Annotated in this window: 11 protein-coding genes; 5 read left to right on the forward strand and 6 right to left on the reverse strand. The window is 72.8% G+C overall.

What is annotated here, in order from left to right; translation table 11 throughout:
* Positions 1–39 precede the first annotated feature (39 nt).
* The 3 genes from ACIA8L_RS44480 to ACIA8L_RS44490 are packed head-to-tail and all read right to left on the reverse strand — an operon-like array spanning position 40 to position 3,964.
* The gene (locus ACIA8L_RS44480) at positions 40–2,118 is read right to left on the reverse strand and encodes a putative bifunctional diguanylate cyclase/phosphodiesterase (RefSeq protein ID WP_395914451.1); all 2,079 of its coding nucleotides are present in this window, start codon (positions 2,116–2,118) and stop codon (positions 40–42) included.
* 9 nt (positions 2,119–2,127) lie between these two features.
* Positions 2,128–3,237: an FIST signal transduction protein gene (locus tag ACIA8L_RS44485; RefSeq protein ID WP_395914453.1), complete on the reverse strand. Its 1,110-nt coding sequence runs from the start codon at positions 3,235–3,237 to the stop codon at positions 2,128–2,130.
* Positions 3,238–3,271: 34 nt separating this feature from the next.
* Positions 3,272–3,964 (reverse strand): TetR/AcrR family transcriptional regulator C-terminal domain-containing protein, encoded by a 693-nt coding sequence (locus tag ACIA8L_RS44490; RefSeq protein WP_395914455.1) that lies wholly within the window; start codon positions 3,962–3,964, stop codon positions 3,272–3,274.
* 42 nt (positions 3,965–4,006) lie between these two features.
* On the opposite strand from ACIA8L_RS44490, the gene ACIA8L_RS44495 reads away from it, so the two are divergent.
* Entirely contained in the window at positions 4,007–5,461 is a 1,455-nt protein-coding gene (locus tag ACIA8L_RS44495) for an MDR family MFS transporter (RefSeq protein ID WP_395914457.1), read from the forward strand.
* Here the strand turns inward: ACIA8L_RS44495 and ACIA8L_RS44500 are convergent.
* Positions 5,373–6,011 carry a VC0807 family protein gene (locus ACIA8L_RS44500; RefSeq protein ID WP_395914458.1) on the reverse strand — a complete coding sequence of 213 codons (639 nt, stop codon included), beginning with the start codon at positions 6,009–6,011 and terminating at the stop codon, positions 5,373–5,375. The genes ACIA8L_RS44495 and ACIA8L_RS44500 overlap by 89 nt on opposite strands.
* 72 nt (positions 6,012–6,083) lie before the next feature.
* Between ACIA8L_RS44500 and ACIA8L_RS44505 the strand changes: the two genes are divergently transcribed.
* Positions 6,084–6,614 carry a PadR family transcriptional regulator gene (locus ACIA8L_RS44505; RefSeq protein ID WP_395914460.1) on the forward strand — a complete coding sequence of 177 codons (531 nt, stop codon included), beginning with the start codon at positions 6,084–6,086 and terminating at the stop codon, positions 6,612–6,614.
* On the opposite strand, the gene ACIA8L_RS44510 is transcribed toward ACIA8L_RS44505, so the two are convergent.
* Positions 6,611–11,713, reverse strand: a complete 5,103-nt coding sequence (locus ACIA8L_RS44510; protein ID WP_395914462.1) for an SCO7613 C-terminal domain-containing membrane protein — start codon at positions 11,711–11,713, stop codon at positions 6,611–6,613. The two genes, ACIA8L_RS44505 and ACIA8L_RS44510, sit on opposite strands and share 4 nt — an antisense overlap.
* Positions 11,714–11,850: 137 nt before the next feature.
* A complete protein-coding gene (locus tag ACIA8L_RS44515; protein ID WP_395914464.1) occupies positions 11,851–13,272 on the reverse strand; it encodes a UDP-glucose dehydrogenase family protein in 1,422 nt (473 codons plus the stop codon).
* Positions 13,273–13,462: 190 nt separating this feature from the next.
* Here ACIA8L_RS44515 and ACIA8L_RS44520 point away from each other — a divergent pair, with 190 nt between their 5' ends.
* The 3 genes from ACIA8L_RS44520 to ACIA8L_RS44530 all read left to right on the forward strand — a co-directional run bounded on the left by ACIA8L_RS44520 (position 13,463) and on the right by ACIA8L_RS44530 (position 16,283).
* Positions 13,463–14,611 carry an acyl-CoA dehydrogenase family protein gene (locus tag ACIA8L_RS44520; protein ID WP_395914466.1) on the forward strand — a complete coding sequence of 383 codons (1,149 nt, stop codon included), beginning with the start codon at positions 13,463–13,465 and terminating at the stop codon, positions 14,609–14,611.
* 125 nt (positions 14,612–14,736) lie between these two features.
* Positions 14,737–15,375 carry a type IV toxin-antitoxin system AbiEi family antitoxin domain-containing protein gene (locus ACIA8L_RS44525; RefSeq protein ID WP_395914468.1) on the forward strand — a complete coding sequence of 213 codons (639 nt, stop codon included), beginning with the start codon at positions 14,737–14,739 and terminating at the stop codon, positions 15,373–15,375.
* Complete coding sequence (locus ACIA8L_RS44530) at positions 15,372–16,283, forward strand: nucleotidyl transferase AbiEii/AbiGii toxin family protein (RefSeq protein WP_395914469.1); 912 nt, start codon at positions 15,372–15,374, stop codon at positions 16,281–16,283. The genes ACIA8L_RS44525 and ACIA8L_RS44530 overlap by 4 nt, the downstream gene beginning before the upstream one ends.
* The last annotated feature ends 118 nt before the right edge of the window (positions 16,284–16,401 follow it).

The raw sequence follows: 16,401 nt of genomic DNA on the forward strand, positions 1-16,401 counted from the left end.
TCCGTAGCGATAGGGCCGGGCGTGATCGCCCGGCCCTTTTCATGCCGCGCGATAGAGCGGCGGCGAGTCCAGCAACGGCGGGACGTCGGCCGGATCGAGCGGCCGGTGCAGGTGAAAGCCCTGGCCAAGAGCACACCCCAGTTTTTGTACCGCGTCCAGCTGCGCCGCGTTCTCGATGCCCTCGGCCACCACGCGCAGGCCGAGGATCTGCCCGAGCTCCAGGATGCTGGACAGCAGCGCCATGTCCCGCCCGGTGAGCTGGGTCCGGGCGATGAACGCGCGGTCCACCTTGAGCTCGTCCACCGGCAGGTCACGCAGGTAGGCCAGCGACGAGTAGCCGGTGCCGAAGTCGTCGATCGACAGCTGCACCCCGCGGGCCCGCAGCCGGTTGAGGGCCAGCACGGCCGGCTTCGGGTCGCTCATCAGCACCGACTCGGTCAGCTCCAGGGTCACCGCGCTCGTCGGCAGTCCGGCCGCGGCCAGGGTGCGGGTGACGTCCTCGACGAAGCCGGGCCGGACCAGCTCGCGGCCGGACACGTTGACGTTGAGGGTCAGCCCGGGCCGGCGCCGCCGCCAGGCCGCGACCTGCCGGGCCGCGCTGGCCAGCACCCACTGCCCGATGTCGTGGATGAGCCCGGACTCCTCGGCGATCGGCAGGAACTCCCCGGGCGCCACGATCCCGCGCTCGGGCGAGTGCCAGCGCAGCAGCGCCTCCACGCCGACGACCGAGCCGACGTCGAGCCGGACCAGCGGCTGGTACTGCAGCGCGAACTCCCCGCCGGCGATCGCCCGCTGCATGTCCGCCCGCAGCGACAGGTAGTTCAGCGCGGCCGCGTGCATCGCCGGCTCATACACCACGACCCGGCCCGGGCCGTCCTTCTTGGCCCGGTACATCGCCAGGTCCGCGCAGTTGAGCAGCTCGTCCGGGGCGGAGCCGGCGGGGCCCGGGAGGGCGACGCCGATGCTGGCCCCGATGTACACGCTGCGGCCCTTGACCCGGAACGGCTCCCGGACCGCGGCGATGATCCGCTCGCCGGTCGCCACCGCGGTGTCCCGGTGCGCGTCGGCCAGCAGCACCGCGAACTCGTCGCCGCCGAGCCGGGCCACCGCGTCACCGATGCGCACCTCGGCCCGGATCCGCTCGGCCACCGCGGCCAGCAACTGGTCGCCGGCGTCGTGGCCGAGGCTGTCGTTGACGGCCTTGAACCGGTCGAGGTCGATGAACAGCACGCCGGCCCGCGGCCGCCCGTTGAACGTCTTCAGGAACAGGGCGCGGTTGGGCAGGCCGGTGACGTGGTCGTGGTGGGCCTCGTGGACCTGCTCGACGGTACGGGCGTCGGTGAGGGCCAGGCCGACCTGCTGGGCGAACGCCTCGAGCTGGTCGGCGTGATACCCGGCCCCGGCGACCCGGGCCACGAGCGCGCCGGCCGTCTCGCCGGTCACGTCCACGGGGACGGCGATGACGGTCCGGCCTTCGGCATCCTCGTCGATGTGCAGCTCGCCGGTGCGCATGGCGGCGAGCGCGGCCGGGTCGGTGGCCTCGTCCTCGTTCAGGATCAGCTGGACGCTGGCCCCGCCGAGCAGCTCGGCCGCGCCCTCGGTGATCGTGTCGAGGATCTCCTGCAGCGGCCGCCGGCTGGAGATGGCCCGCTGGATCCGCAGCAGGGTCTCGACCAGCCGGGCCTCCCGTTCGCGCTCGGCCCGCAGCGTCTGCTCCGCGGCCAGCGCCCGGGCCCCGCGCAGGCCGGCCCCGAGCATCTGGGCCATGCCCTGCAGCGTCTGGCGCTCCTCGGGGGCGAAGGCCTCGCCGGCCCGACCGAGGATCAGGGCGCCGGGCAGGCCTGATCCGAGCTGACTCGGTACCGCGAAAACCGCCCCGACCCCGGCCAGGTCCACGGCCGCACCGGCCGGTGGCAGGTTCAGCAGCGCCGGGCCGGGCGCACTGCCCCCGAAGCCCCAGGCGCCGCGGACGCGTCCGGCCAGCACGACGAGGCCGACCTCGGCCTCGATGATCTCCACCGCCCGCTCGACGGCGAGCGTGATGGCGGCCTCCTCGGTGGAGGCGTCGTTGACCGCGACGAAGTACTCGGTCAGCTGCTGTGTGGACCAGTTGGGCACGTCGCCGCCTCAGGCCAGCGCCAGGGCGACCAGGGTCAGCTGGTGCATGCCGGCCGCGCCGCGCACCCTGGCTATCTCGCCGAGGGTGTAGAAGCCGGCGAACGGCTTGTCCAGCGCGCCCCGCATCGCCGCCACTTCCGCGGCGGTGCCGTCGTCACCGAGGGTCAGCTTGCGTCCGCCGCAGTCGAACGCGAGGACGCCCAGCGGCTCCGCGCCCCGCAGCGCGCCGACCGCTTCCCGCAGTGCGGCCGGCCCACCGGCGATGAGCTCGTCGCGCTCGGCCTCCATCAGCCAGACGAGGGAGCCTTGCGCTATGTCGGCAGTACCGAAGACGAAACGCTCTTCATCGTCACCACCGTGGACGGACCGGATGTCGAGCCCGCTGCGCCGGTCCAGGCCGATGGGGCACAGGTTGCGCCCGCCGTCGAAGAGCTCGGCGGCGGTGCCCGTGGCCTGACGGCGGCGCTGGAGCACGTCGAGGGCCGGCTCGCCGTCGAACTCGTAGATGCGGCCGTCGGCGGCGCGGGTCACCACCATGGGCGGCTCGACCCGCCGCCACCCGTGCGCGATGCCGATGCCGATGGGCCGGTCGGAGCCGATCGCGACCCCCACCACCTGGCCGGAGCCGCTGGTGGTGAGCCCGCCGGCCAGGGGCACGGCCGCGCCGAGGACGGAGTAGGCGCCGCGGACGATCTCGTGCGGGTCGCGCATCGCACCGTCGGCGAGCAGCAGCAGCGCGGTGTGCGGGGCCGCGATCCCGGCCATGGCCCGGGCCGCTTCGGCGCCGGCCGCGCGGGCGCCGAGCGCGGTGATGTCGGCCGTGTGGGCCCGCACGGTGAAGCCCGGGCCGCCGAGGGCCGCGACGGCCACGCCGTGCTCGGTCGCACCGGCCGGGGACAGCTCGCCGAACCCGGTCCCGCAGACGACGACGGCCGCCCCGGCCTCGGCCCGAACCGCGGCCTCGATCGCGGCGAGGTCGTGGCCGCCGGATGTGAAGACGAACACCGCGACGGGGGTACGCCCGGCGATCGCACCGGCCGCGGCCTCGGCCCCGGCCTTCGCGGAGTCGACGGCCGTGCTGTGGCCGGCGCCGAACCAACGCTCACTCGTGCTCGACATGGCCCTGCTATCGGCACGGCCCCCCCGGAGATGACTAGAGGCCGGCGGCGAACCCGTCCAGCAACCAGTCGAGACCCTCGTCGAAGTCGGCGATCCACTCGTCGATCCCGCCGCGCAGCAGCGCGGGCCGGCCGGCCTCGGCCAGGTGCGGCAGGTCTCCACCGGCGACGAGGTCGGCGAAGTAGGCCTCGGTGGAGGTCTTCCACTCCTCCTCGGTCAGGGCGTCACGCTGCCGGGTCGCCAGCTCCTGGGTGCCGAGCGTCACGAACCCCCACAGGTAGGTGTCGACCGCGCGCAGCAGCCGCAGGGTCCGCTGCGGCGGCAGGCCCAGTCCGGCGACCGCCCGCAGGGACTGCTCGGCGTGGCGGGCCGCGTTGGGCCCGATCGGCGCCCGGGCCCCGAAGACGCCCATCACCCACAGGTGCCGCCGCCCGACCTCGATCTGCCGGTGCAGGACCGCCTTGAGCGCGGCCCGCCAGTCGTCCGGCAGCGGTTGGGGCGCGAGCATCTCGCCCAGCACCTGGTCGACCATCAGGTCCACCAGGTCGTCCTTGCGCTTGAAGTACGAGTACAGGCTCATCGGCCGGGCCGCGAGCTCGGCCGCCACCCGCCGCACCGACACGGCGTCGAGGCCTTCGCGGTCGGCGAGGTCCACCGCGCAGGCGACCACCGCCTCCCGGGTCAGCTTCGCCGGCTTGCCGGGGTCGGATTGGGTCCACACCGTCACGCCGCTATTGTACGACGTACGGAATGGCGATACGGTGTATCAGTGACCGATACGGTGTATCAAAGTGGCAAGCTGCCGAAGGATCTGCTCACGCTGGTGGGCGCGATCCTGCTGGGTGTGTTCCTGGTCCAGATGGACTCGACGATGGTCAACATCGCGCTGGAGAGCTTCCGCCGGGACTTCGGCGCCGATCTCGGCACGGTGCAGTGGGTCAGCGCCGCCTACCTCCTGGCGATGGCCGCGGTGATCCCGGTGGCCGGGTGGGCGATCGACCGGTTCGGGGCCCGCTCCGCCTGGCTGGGCTCGCTGGCGCTGTTCACGCTCGGCTCGCTGCTGTGCGGGGTGGCGTGGTCGGCCGGCAGCCTGATCGCGATGCGGGTGGTGCAGGGCATCGGCGGCGGGATGCTCATGCCGCTGTTCCAGACGATCCTGGCCCGCCGGGCCGCCGGTCAGCAGTTCGGCAAGGTGATGGCGCTGGTCGGGATGCCGATGCTGCTCGGGCCGGTGCTGGGGCCGGTGCTCGGCGGCATCCTGGTCGACGGGGCCGGCTGGCGCTGGATCTTCCTGGTCAACCTGCCGTTCTGCGCGGTCGCGGCGTGGGCCGCGGCCCGGGTGATGCCAGTCGAGCGCATCGAGCGCCCGGCCCGGCTGGACGTGCTCGGCCTGACCCTGCTGTCCCCGGCCCTGGTCGGCATCGTGTGGAGCCTGTCCCGGGCCGGCACCGAGGGCCACTTCAGCGCGCTCACACTGATCTTGCTGGCCGCGGGCGTGACGCTGCTGATCGCGTTCGTCGCGCACGCGCTACGGACCGCCGACCCGGTGATCGACCTGCGCCTGTTCCGCAGCCGCAACTTCACGGCGGCGTCGGCGGTGATGTTCCTCGGCATGATCGCGCTGATCGGCACCATGCTGCTGATACCCCTGTACTACCAGCAGGTCCACGCCTACACCCCGCTGCACGCCGGCCTCCTCATGGCCCCCAGCGGGGTCGGCTCGGCACTGTCGCTGATGCTCGCCGGCCGGCTCACCGACCGCTTCGGCCTGCGCCCGGTCGCGCTCACCGGGGCCGCCCTCCTGCTGGGCTCCGCGCTGGCCCTGACCCGGCTGGACGGGGGCACCGATCAGTGGCTGCTGGCCGGGCTGATCGCGTTGGCCGGGGCCGGTTTCGGTGCCGTCATGGTGCCCGCGCAGGGCGGCATCTACGCCGGCCTGAGCCGGGAGCAGGTTTCCCACGCGACCGGCGCAGTGCGGGTCTTCCAGCAGGTCGGGGGCTCGTTCGGGGTGGCCCTGCTGGCCGTCTCGCTGCAGCGCCACGCGGCCGGGGCCCAGTCACCGCAGGAGCTCGGCGCCGCCTTCGGCACCACCTTCTGGTGGGCCGCCGGCGCCGCCGCGCTGACGATCATCCCGATCACGCTGCTGCGGAGAGCCGCGCCGCCCGCGCCTGCGCCCGTCGCGCGTATCGGACAGTCCACAGCGACAGCAGCACCATCGTCGTGACGAACAGAACCGTGGAGACGGTGACCGCGGTCGAGGTCGCCAGGCTCAGCACCAGCGGGATGCGCACGATCGCGTCGAACAGCAGCCCGACACCCCAGGTCGCGGACATGACCCGGAAGGTGCGCCGGAATCCCGGCTGGTCGCGCCACCTCTGGTCGAACTCCGCGGCCCGGGCCGGGTCACCCTCCTGCATCCGCAGGGCGGCGTGATAGATCAGCGGGCGGCCGACGAAGCAGGACACCACGAAGGCCAGGCCGGCGAGGCCGGTCCCGAACGACTCCTTGACCAGCAGGAACTTCGCTGAGCCGGTCAGGAACGACAGGCCCAGGCCGACCAGGAACACGCCGAGCATGACGGCCGCGAAGACGTCGAACGTCCGGGTCCGGGCCGCGACCCAGAGCACCCGGGCCAGGGCCGCGACCGACCCGCAGAGCAGCGCGACATAGTCACTGGCACCGAGCCAGTGCGCGACGAAGTAGGCGCCGAGGGAGAGACCGACGTCCCAGAGGAGGGACTTGAGGATGGCCAGAACACCGGGGGTCTTGTTCATAGGCCAACCGTGACATGTCAGCTCCGACATGTCAACAGTGACATGTTGGCTCCGACAGGTTAGGCTGCTCTCATGTCCCTCCGTCACGCCCTGCTGGGCCTGCTCGCCGACACCCCGCAGAACGGATACGACCTCACCAAGCGCTTCGAGTCGACGCTCTCAGGGCACGCCTGGAGCGCGGGCCACAGCCAGATCTACCCCGAACTCAAGCGAATGCTGGGCGACGGCCTGATCGAGGTCGTCGACGAGGGCTCGCGCGGCAGCAAGGTCTACGGCGTGACCGCACCCGGCCGCGACGAGCTACGCCGCTGGATGCTGAGCCCGCTCGGCGAGGCCCCGGCCCGCAACGAGTTCGTGCTGCGCCTGTTCCTGCTCTCGGCGCTCGACCGGCCCGACATGCGCACGCTCGTGGACCAGATGGCCGGCCACAGCGACGACCTCGCGCAGGAGTTGGAGGGCGTGGTCAAGATGATCGAGGAGCACGCGCCGACCGACCCGACCTACAACTACTCGCGCTTCGCGGCGGAGTTCGGCCGGCGCTATTACTCACTCCAGCGGGACTGGGCCCGCTGGGTCCTCGAGCAGATCGAGAAGACCGATTAGCGCATCCCCTTGTACGCCCCGCGCAGCCGGTCCAGGCGCTGCCGCTGCTCGTAGGTCGCGCCGAGACTGATCAGCAGCACGCCGGTGCCGGTGAAGAGCAGCAGCATCATCCAGAACGGCAGGCCGATCCGGAACAGCTCGTTGACCGTCGCGATCACCGTCACCGCGGCCCCGACCGCGACCGGCGCCTTCTGCTGCCGGGCCGCGCCGATGGCCACGCAGATGACACCGGCCAGGATCAGCAGCACCCGCCGCAGCTCCGGCGAGTCGGGCTGGGCGACCGCGATCGCCAGGCTCGGGCCGAAGCCCGCCACCAGCGCCGGGCCGTATGCCAGCCAGCTGCCCAGCTCCGGCCGGTTGCGGATCTCGATCAGGCCGGTGATCAGGGCGAGGGCGGCGAACGGGAGCGTGTAGGCCTCCACCACCGCGACCCGCACCGTGATGAGCAGCAGCCAGATGGCGACCAGCTCGGCGATCGACGCGGCGACGATCAGGATCGTGCGCTGCCGGGCGCTGCGGCCCTTGCGCGCCGCCGACAGGCCGAGGATCGCCCCGACCGCGGTCAGCGCGGCCGCGGTGTGCGCCCACGAGCCGAGGGTCAGCAGCACCGCGATCCCGGCCCCGGCGTAGCCGGCCGCCTCGACCGTCAGCGCCTCCCGGTTGATGCTCTCGCTCGGGCGCAGCCGCGGCAGGGCGGCCCCCAGCACCAGCAGCGCGGCCGCGACCACGAGCAGCGGGAACGCGCACTGCTTCAGGCCCAGCCCGGCCGCCAGCCCGGCGGCCACGGCGAAGCCCTGCGCGGTCGAGGCGGCCACGTGCCAGCCGAGCATCCGGCCGTTGGGGGTCTTGCCCCAGATGCCGCCGATCGCGCCGACCACGACCGAGCCCGCCAGCCAGGTCAGGGTCTGGCTGCGGGTGGCCAGGCTGCCGGCGCCGCCCGCGCCCGCGGCCAGGACCGCGATCACGAACACCAGCCGGCGGGCCCCGATCATGAGCCGGCTGTCGGCGCTGTCGGCCGTCGGCGGGACGGTCAGGGCCAGGCCCAGCCCGGCGATCGTGGCCACCAGCAGGGCCAGGGTCGGCTGCGTCGGCCACGGCGCGTCGAGCGCGGCCGGGGCGATGAGCAGCGTCAGGGCCGCCCCTGGCACCACGATCGCGACGGCCCGGTTGACCATCGCCTGCCCGCTGCCCCCGAGGCCGACGGCCATCAGGGCGCCGGCGACCGTGAGCAGGAACGCGCCCAGCACGTGGGTGCTGTTGCCGGCGTACTGCGCGAAGGGACCCAGATCCGCCGCGGTCTCCGGGGTGCCCGTCCAGGGATGGGCGATCCAGCGGTACGGCCCGATCAGCGCGGCCAGCAGCGCGGGCGCGAGGAACACCACGACGATGGCGGCGGGGACCCCGGCCGCCGCGGCGACCCCGAACGCGAAGTTGCGCGGGATGCGGACCTGGTCGGCGGTGATCTCGGCGCGGCGCGGGGGCCGACCGGCGCGGTCCGGCCGGAAGCGCCCGGTGAATTCGAGCTCTTTCGGGGTGTACCAATTCGCCCGCAGCAGTTCCGCCAGCACCCCGAGCAGTGCCGCCGCCGCGGCGTAGACGACCGCGCCGTCACGCTGGAAGAACAGCGCCACCAGGGCGGTCGTGGTCGCGGAGACGGCGACGCCGGTGCTCACGTACGGCATGTAGCCGGGCGCCTGCTGAGCGCTGGCGGCCGCGGCCGCGAGCCCCAGGGCGGCGGTCGCGAGCGCGGCGGTGAGGATGGTGCCGGGCCGGTCCGGGTAGAGGCTGCCGACCATCGCCGCGGCCGCGCCGGTGAAGGCGAACAGCGCGCCCGCGACCCCGGCCCCGCCGACCACGTTGAGCGGGCCCTCGTCCTCGTCGTCCGGGAGCGCCTCGGCCTTCTCCACGCGGCGCAGAGCGACCGCCCGGGCCAGGGCGGCGACGATGGCCGCGCTCACGGCCAGGGCGGCCAGGGTGCCCGCGGTGGCGCCGGGGCGCACGAGACTGGCCCCGGCCGCATAGAGGCCGGCCACCAGGGCCGCGCCGATCCGCGTGTAGACCCCCCGCCAGCTGCGGGCGAAGCAGGCCCAGACGGCGACGCCGGTGGCCGCGGCCCAGCCGATGACCATGGGCGCCGGCCAGCCCAGGCCGAGCCCGACCGGCGCACCGAGGGTGGCCAGGACGACGGCGGCCGAGGCGGTGTCGTCGCCGTAGGGCTGCGGCAGGGCGATCGCGGCCGCCCCGGCCAGCAGGAGCAGGGCGATCGGGATCTGCCAGCCGAACTGGGCCAGGCTGTGCGCGGCCGCGGCCCAGCGCTCGTCGAGCGGGGCGGCCCAGGGCGGGTTCGCGGCCCGGATCACGCCGACCGCCGCGACCACCGAGAGGGCGCCGGCATACAGCCCGGTGCCGAAGCCGACCAGCGCGGCGCCCACGACCGGCCCGCGCCGCCACTCCTCCGGCAGCGACGAGCGGGCCGCCACCGCGACCATGAAGACCAGGAGGGCGAGGGTGACGACCTCGATGCCGGAGGCGGCCAGCGACACGGCCCGGGCGACCGCGCCGATGGCGGCGATCGTGACGGCCGCGGCGGCCGCGTCGGCGCCGGTGAACTCGACGCCGAAGGTCTGCCGGTCGTCCATCCGCGGTGCCAGCCACAGCGCCACCGCGGCCACCACCATGAGCAGGCCGATGACGAAGTCGATGGTCGTGGCGCCGCGGACGATGACGGTGGCCAGGCCGACCGCGATCGCGCCGGCCGTGGCCCCGGCCAGCAGCGGGACGCTGGGTTCGCCGCCGGTGCGGTCCCGGGCGACCTGGGTCAGCGCGGCCACGCCGAGGCTGATCGCGAGGGCCAGGAAGCTCAGCACCAGCACCACGGTCGCGCCGCCCGGCAGGTCGCCGTAGACGATCGCGGCCCCGGCCGCGGCCGCGCCGGGCAGGGCGAAGAGCGCACCACCGGCCGCGGCGTCGGCGACCCGCTGCGTCGCGGCCATCCGGTTGCCATCGGTCTGGTGCGGGCGGGGGAGCCAGGCGATCGCGGCTCCGGCCACGGTGATCGCGGTCAGGGTGAGCGCGGTCGCGCCCGGGCGGACCAGGCTGGCCGCGGCCGCATACAGGCCGAGCACCAGCGCGGCCGCGAGGCAGACCCAGGCCGTGTGCGCGGCCCGGACCCGCAGGGCGACGGCGCCGGCCGCGATCGCCGCCGTCACCGCCAGGGCCGGGATGGCCAGCCAGCTCAGGCCGAGCGCGGCCGGCGCGACCAGCAGCGTCAGGGCCGCACCCCCGACGATGATGTCGGTGCGCAGCTCGTCCGCGGGCACCTGGGGTCCGGCGCCGTCGCGCCCCGGCACGATGCTGACCGGGTCGGTCCGGCCGCTCAGCATGAGCACGCAGGCGCCGGTGAGCAGCAGGATCGCGATGATGTACTGCCAGCCGTCCGGCCCGACCGCGGCGTGGATCCGGCTCTGGTACTCGCTCAGGTCGGCCTTCCACACCGGCCACGCGGCCCGCAGCGGTGCCGCGATGCCGGGGTAGGCCCGCACGAGCACCAGCTGCGCGGCTCCGGCGGCCGCCACCGACACCGCGTAGCGGGGCCCGCGTCGCGCGTCGTCCGGCAGGAACGGGACCCCGGCGGCGGCCACGGCCACCGCGAGGGCGAGGAACAGCGGGGTGGAGCCGGGCAGCCAGACGGCGCCGACCCGGGCGATGGCGACGACGACGGCACCCGTGGCGACGCCCGCCGCGATGTCCGGCAGCGCGCCGCGGCGCCAGGCCAGGGACCCGCCGACGCCGAGCGCGGCCGCGATCAGCATGGCCACCGCGGCCTGCAGGGTCGGCAGCTTCGCGTCGGTGGCGAGCATCCCGGCCCCGGCCGCCAGCAGCGCGACCCCGGTGGCCACGGCGAACAGCACCCAGGCGAAGTCGCGCATCAGCCCGTCGGCGATGCGGTTGGTGCGGCCGGTGTGCGCGGCCTCGTCCTCGGCCGCGGCGTCCTCGTGGTGGGCGTCGATCCGGCGCTGGATCGACTGCTTGAGCGCGATGGCGAAGGCGAGGTCGATCAGCGCCACCCCGCACAGCGCGATCGCCCAGCCGGTCGGGCCGTGGATGGCTTCGTAGAACAGCAGCGGCAGGACCGGCTGCAGGGCCAGCAGGGTGGCGAAGCGGGAGGCGATCAGGTGGCTCTGCATGCTGTACAGGGCCGCGACCCCGGCCGTGAGCAGGCAGACTATGCCCAGGTAGGTGCTCAGCCGGGTGTTGTCCGCGCCCAGCAGCTTCTCCGAGCGCAGCACATAGCCGTCGAGGAGCACGAGCAGCAGGGCGACCGAGGCGACGGTCTCGGCGGTCGCGCTCAGCCCGCGCCGGACCAGCACGAGCGGCAACGCCAGAGCGATCGCGGTGATAGCGGTCAAGGACAGGATTCGCCCGGCGGTACCGATACTGCCGAACGCGTCCAGGGTGAGCACGATCGCGGCGCCGGCCAGCAGCAGGCCGCCCAGCGCCAGGACCGACGCCTGCATGCTGCTCTCGGTGGCCTCCGGCTGGTCACCGGGCGGGAGGGTCTTCTCGCCCGGCCGCGGCCGGCGCGGCGGCGGAGGCCCGTCGAGGGGCGCGATCCGGGGTGATCCGGCCGCGGGCACGTGGCCGCGCTCGATCGACTGCACGGCCCGCGGCGAGAACCGCTGCGGGCCGGCCGGGAGCGTGCCGGTGCTGACGCCGCTGCCGGTGCCGCTGCCGACGGCGGCCGGGGCGCTGAGGGCCGGCTGGGTCGCGGTCGTCTCGGTCACGGCCGGCGGGACAGCCTCGCGCTGGCGGCCCAGCAGCGGCCGCTTGGTCTTCGCGGCCTGGGCGGCCTGCTCCGCCTCGACGGACGCGCGGACCTTGCGGCGGAGGCTGTCGCGCTGCGCGGAGGTGTGGGCGAGCTGCTTGCGCAGCATCTGCGTGTTTTCGGTGAGGTCCCGCTTCTTCTGCTCCAGGGCCGCGACGGTGCGCTGGAACAGAGCGAGCGCGGCCGCGTCCGGATCGTGCGGCCGCCCGCACGACCGGCAGCCGGTGGACTCACTGGCCGCCCCGCCACACGCCGGGCACGGATACGTCTCCACGCCACTCCTCCCCCAGGCTTCCGGCCGGGACCCCTACCCCAGGAGTCCCGGTCGTTCACGCCTTACTGGGAAGAATGCCTTGTTTCGCCGGGCGACGAAAGCGATGCGCCCGTTCGGGAGGTTCTCTGCTTTTGGGCCTAAGCGGCCACCGGCCGGCCCATGCCCCGGTACTCCCAGCCGGCGGCGACCCAGACGGCCTGGTCGAGGCAGTTTCGCCCGTCGATGACCTTCTTGGCCGCGACCAACGCGGCGACGGCGTTGGGGTCGGCGTTGCGGAACTCTTCCCACTCCGTGAGCACGCAGAGCAGGTCGGCTCCGGTGACCGCGTCGGTGAACGTCTTGGCGTAGGTCACGTCGGCGACCTCGGCCCGGGCCTGCTCCATGCCCTCCGGGTCGTAGACCGTGACCTCGGCGCCGGAGCGGGCGAGCTTGCGCACGACCGAGAGGGCCGGCGAGTCGCGCACGTCGTCCGAGTTGGGCTTGAAGGTCGCGCCCAGCACCGTGATCCTGGTGCCGGCCAGGTCCGGGCCGGCCGGGCCGTAGCCGCGGCCGAGCAGCTCGGCGGAGAGCTGGACGATCTTCTGGCGGCGGCGCTGGTTGATCAGGTCGACCTCGTGCAGGAACCGCAGCGCCTCGCCGACGCCGAGCTCCTGGGCCCGGGCCTGGAACGCGCGGATGTCCTTGGGCAGGCAGCCGCCGCCGAAGCCGACGCCGGCGCGGAGGAACTTGTTGCCGATGCGCGCGTCGTAGCCGATCGAGCGGGCCAGCTGGGTCACGTCGGCCCCGGCCGCCTCGCAGACCTCGGCCATCGCGTTGATGAAGGAGATCTTGGTGGCCAGGAACGCGTTGGCCGCGACCTTGACCAGCTCGGCGGTGGCGAAGTCGGTGACGACGACCGGGACCTCGCGGTCCTCGGTGACGGCCAGGTCGAACACGCCCTTGTGGGCCGAGTAGAGCATGCCGGTCGCCCACTCGGACTTGACGCCGAAGATGACGCGGTTGGGCCGCAGCACGTCCTCGACGGCCACGCCCTCCTGCAGGAACTCCGGGCTCCAGGCGACCTCGACGCCCAGGTCGGCGGTGGCGTGGCGGGCCACCAGCTGCTCGATCCACTCGGCGGTGCCGACCGGGACGGTGGACTTGCCGACGATGAGCGCCTTGCGGGTCAGGTGCGGGACCAGGTTGGTGACGGCGCTCTCGACGTGCGACAGGTCGGCGGCCATGCCGTCGGCGCGCTGCGGGGTGCCGACACAGATGAAGTGGATGTCGCCGAACTCGGCGACCTCCTCCCAGGAGGTGGAGAACCGCAGCCGACCGGCCGACAGGTTCTTGCGCAGCAGCTCGTCGAGGCCGGGCTCGTGGAACGGGACGTCGCCGCCGGCCAGCTTGGCGATCTTGGCCTCGTCGATGTCGAAGCCGATGACCTCGTAGCCGAGCTCCGCGAAGCAGATCGCGTAGGTCGCACCGAGATATCCGGTGCCCAGGAAGGTCAACCGGGGCCGCACCGATCCGGACGGCGGGGCAACGGCGGGTGAGGTGCTGGGGTACGCGATGGTCACGCCTGGTCTCCAACTCGATCGAGGTCCGCTCGGTGCGACCCTCACCTGGTGGGATCGGGCCGACGTCGCCACGGCGAGGATAGTCCCTCGGGAGGAGCCGTGCCTCCGACCGATTCGTTACTCGTCGGTATGCTCACATCGGCGAACCGCTGAACGGCGGTTCAGCAGCACTGTGACCAGGGGGTTTGCCATGTTCGACGTCTACTCGCTGCCCGAGGACCACGTCGCCGTGCGTGAGGCGGTGCGAGCGGTGTGTGACGGCAAGGTCGCACCGAATGCCGCGGTAGCGGACGAAACGAGCGAGTTCCCCCAGGCCTCCTACGACGCGCTGCGCGCCTCCGACTTCCACGCACCGCACATCCCCGTCGAATACGGCGGCGCGGGCGCGGACGCCCTGGCCACGGCCATCGTGATCGAGGAGGTCGCCCGGGCCTGCGCCTCGTCCTCCCTCATCCCCGCGGTCAACAAGCTCGGCACGATGCCCCTGCTCCTGGCCGCCTCCCCGGAGCTGAAGGAGCGCTACCTGCGCCCGGTCGCGCGCGGCGACGCGATGTTCTCCTACTGCCTCTCCGAGCCCGACGCCGGCAGCGACGCGGCCGGCATGAAGACCCGCGCCGAGCTGGACGGGGACACCTGGGTCCTCAACGGCGTCAAGCGCTGGATCACCAACGCCGGGGTGAGCGAGTACTACACGGTCTTCGCCGTCACCGACCCGTCCGCCCGCTCCCGCGGCATCTCCGCCTTTGTCGTGGAAAAGGCGGACCCGGGTGTGACGTTCGGCGCACCGGAGAAGAAACTCGGCATCAAGGGCAGCCCGACCCGCGAGGTCTACCTCGACAACGTCCGCATCCCCGCCGACCGCATCATCGGCGCCCCCGGCACCGGCTTCGGCACCGCGATGCGCACCCTGGACCACACCCGGGTCACGATCGCCGCACAGGCCCTCGGCATCGCCCAGGGCGCCCTGGACTTCTCGCTCGGCTACGTCCAGGAGCGCAAACAGTTCGGCAAGGCGATCGCCGACTTCCAGGGCATCCAGTTCATGCTGGCCGACATGGGCATGCGCCTCGAGGCCGCCCGCCAGCTCACCTACGCCGCCGCCGCCAAGTCCGAGCGCGGCGACGCCGACCTGACCTACTTCGGCGCGGCCGCGAAGTGCTTCGCCTCCGACGCCGCGATGTCCATCACAACGGACGCGGTCCAACTCCTGGGCGGCTACGGCTACACCCGCGACTTCCCGCTGGAGCGCATGATGCGCGACGCGAAGATCACCCAGATCTACGAGGGCACCAACCAGGTCCAGCGCATCGTCATGGCCCGCCAACTCCTCAACGGCTGACGGGCGCATCCGCTCAACTTCGCACTTTGCAACCTGCGTGCGAACTCTGGATGCCGGCAAGGCAGCGCCCGTTGTCGACCTCAGGCCGTGCTGCAATGGGGCGCATATTTGATACACTTTGCAGCATGTCCTCTGTGAGGATGCTGACTCGGTTGGCCACCGAGGTTGCCGAGGACCAGTGGGGCTTGGTGACTCGCGCACAGGCGCTCGCCGTAGGGGTACCTCGAGCGACGTTCACTCGCCTGGTTACCGCCGGGGCGCTGGTGCGCGTAGCGCGGAGTGTGTACCGAGTCGCCGGAGGGCCGGATGTCGACCACCTTGACCTGCGGGCAGCATGGCTGCAGATCGACCCGCTTGCCCTGCCGTGGCAGCGGGTGCAATCCGACCGCCTGGCGGTGGTGTCACATCGGTCCGCAGCTGAGCTGTACGGTCTCGGGGATCTGATCGCCGATATCCACGAGTTCGACGTTCCGGTGCGAACTCAGACGCGGCGGAAGGACGTGCGGCTGTACCTGCGTCAGGTTCCGCCGGAGGACCGGGACTTGATCGGCGGGTTGCCGGTGACGCGGGTGCATCGAATCGTGGCGGATCTGCTCGACGGGCACGAGGACGGAAGTGCCGTGGCCACCATCGCGGTGGATGCGGTCCGGCGTGGGCTGACGACCGCGGACATGATCGCCGAGTCGGTGGCGCCGCTCGCCCGCAGATACCAGGCGGCTGACGGCGCGGCCTTGGCAAGCCAACTGTTGGGTGACATCGCATGACGGAGCCATTCCCCTACGCGTCGCCTGCCGCGTTGCGGGCTGCCTTGACAGATCGGTTGAAAAAGCTGGCGAGCGGATCGGCGTTCACGGCGACCGACTTGCAGCGGCAGTTCGCGTACGACCGGCTGTTGACCCGGGTCTTCAGCGCGCCGGATGCCGATCGCTGGGTGCTCAAGGGCGCCACCGCGCTGCTGGCACGCCTGGATTTGGCACGGCACAGCAAGGACATCGACTTGTCCTGGCAATCCACCACCGACCTCGACGAGGCGGAGCAGGCACTCCGTACCGCCGCCGGACAGAACGCCGGCGACTTCTTCAGTTTCGAGATCAGGCCACCGACCCCGCTCGTCGGCGACAAGGGGCGACGTTTCGCTGTTGTGGCTGTATTGGGTGGGCGGCCGTTCGCGTCATTTTCGGTGGATCTTGTCGCGGGGCATTCGATGACCCACCCGCCGGAGGCCGTATCGCCGTTGGTTCAAGTCGAGATTCCCGGCCTGCTGCGGGTGAGCTACCGGGCATATCCGCTCGTCGACCACATCGCCGACAAGGTAACCGCATGCCTGGAAACGCATGCTCGCAGCGATGGGGCGGTGTCGGTATCCACTCGCTACAAGGACTTGGTCGACCTGGTGCTGATTGCTCATACTCAGCGACCCGTCGCTGCCGACTTGCGGCGCGCACTGCTGAGCGAGACCGCGCGCCGCGGGGTCGGGCTGCCGATTGACTTCACGGCGCCGGGACCGCTGTGGCCGGCCGGGTACGAGGCGAAAGCCACCGAACTACCTCAGTTGCTGGAGCTGGGGCGGTTCCCGGCCGCGTTGGCCCTGGTGAAGGCCATGCTCGACCCGGTGCTGGACGGGATGGCCGCCGGGCGGTGGGATCCGGTGCGAGCAGCCTGGGTTGCATAAGCGGAATATGCGACCGGTTGGTGCATTGGATGGCCGTCCCGTCGTCGTGGGCGGGCCGCTGGTCGGCGGGTCGTGCGTGGAGGCTTGGCGGGTAGTTATCTGAAAGTTCGACCATCGC

Source organism: Dactylosporangium sp. NPDC051541 (genome assembly GCF_044454505.1).
Lineage (GTDB): Bacteria > Actinomycetota > Actinomycetes > Mycobacteriales > Micromonosporaceae > Dactylosporangium.

Excerpts from the sequence above, each read along its gene's own strand:
- ACIA8L_RS44485 (WP_395914453.1), bottom strand. The coding sequence starts at position 3,237 with ATGTCGAGCACGAGTGAGCGTTGGTTCGGCGCCGGCCACAGCACGGCC.
- ACIA8L_RS44500 (WP_395914458.1), bottom strand. The coding sequence starts at position 6,011 with ATGAACAAGACCCCCGGTGTTCTGGCCATCCTCAAGTCCCTCCTCTGG.
- ACIA8L_RS44505 (WP_395914460.1), top strand. The coding sequence starts at position 6,084 with ATGTCCCTCCGTCACGCCCTGCTGGGCCTGCTCGCCGACACCCCGCAG.
- ACIA8L_RS44520 (WP_395914466.1), top strand. The coding sequence starts at position 13,463 with ATGTTCGACGTCTACTCGCTGCCCGAGGACCACGTCGCCGTGCGTGAG.
- ACIA8L_RS44525 (WP_395914468.1), top strand. The coding sequence starts at position 14,737 with ATGTCCTCTGTGAGGATGCTGACTCGGTTGGCCACCGAGGTTGCCGAG.
- ACIA8L_RS44530 (WP_395914469.1), top strand. The coding sequence starts at position 15,372 with ATGACGGAGCCATTCCCCTACGCGTCGCCTGCCGCGTTGCGGGCTGCC.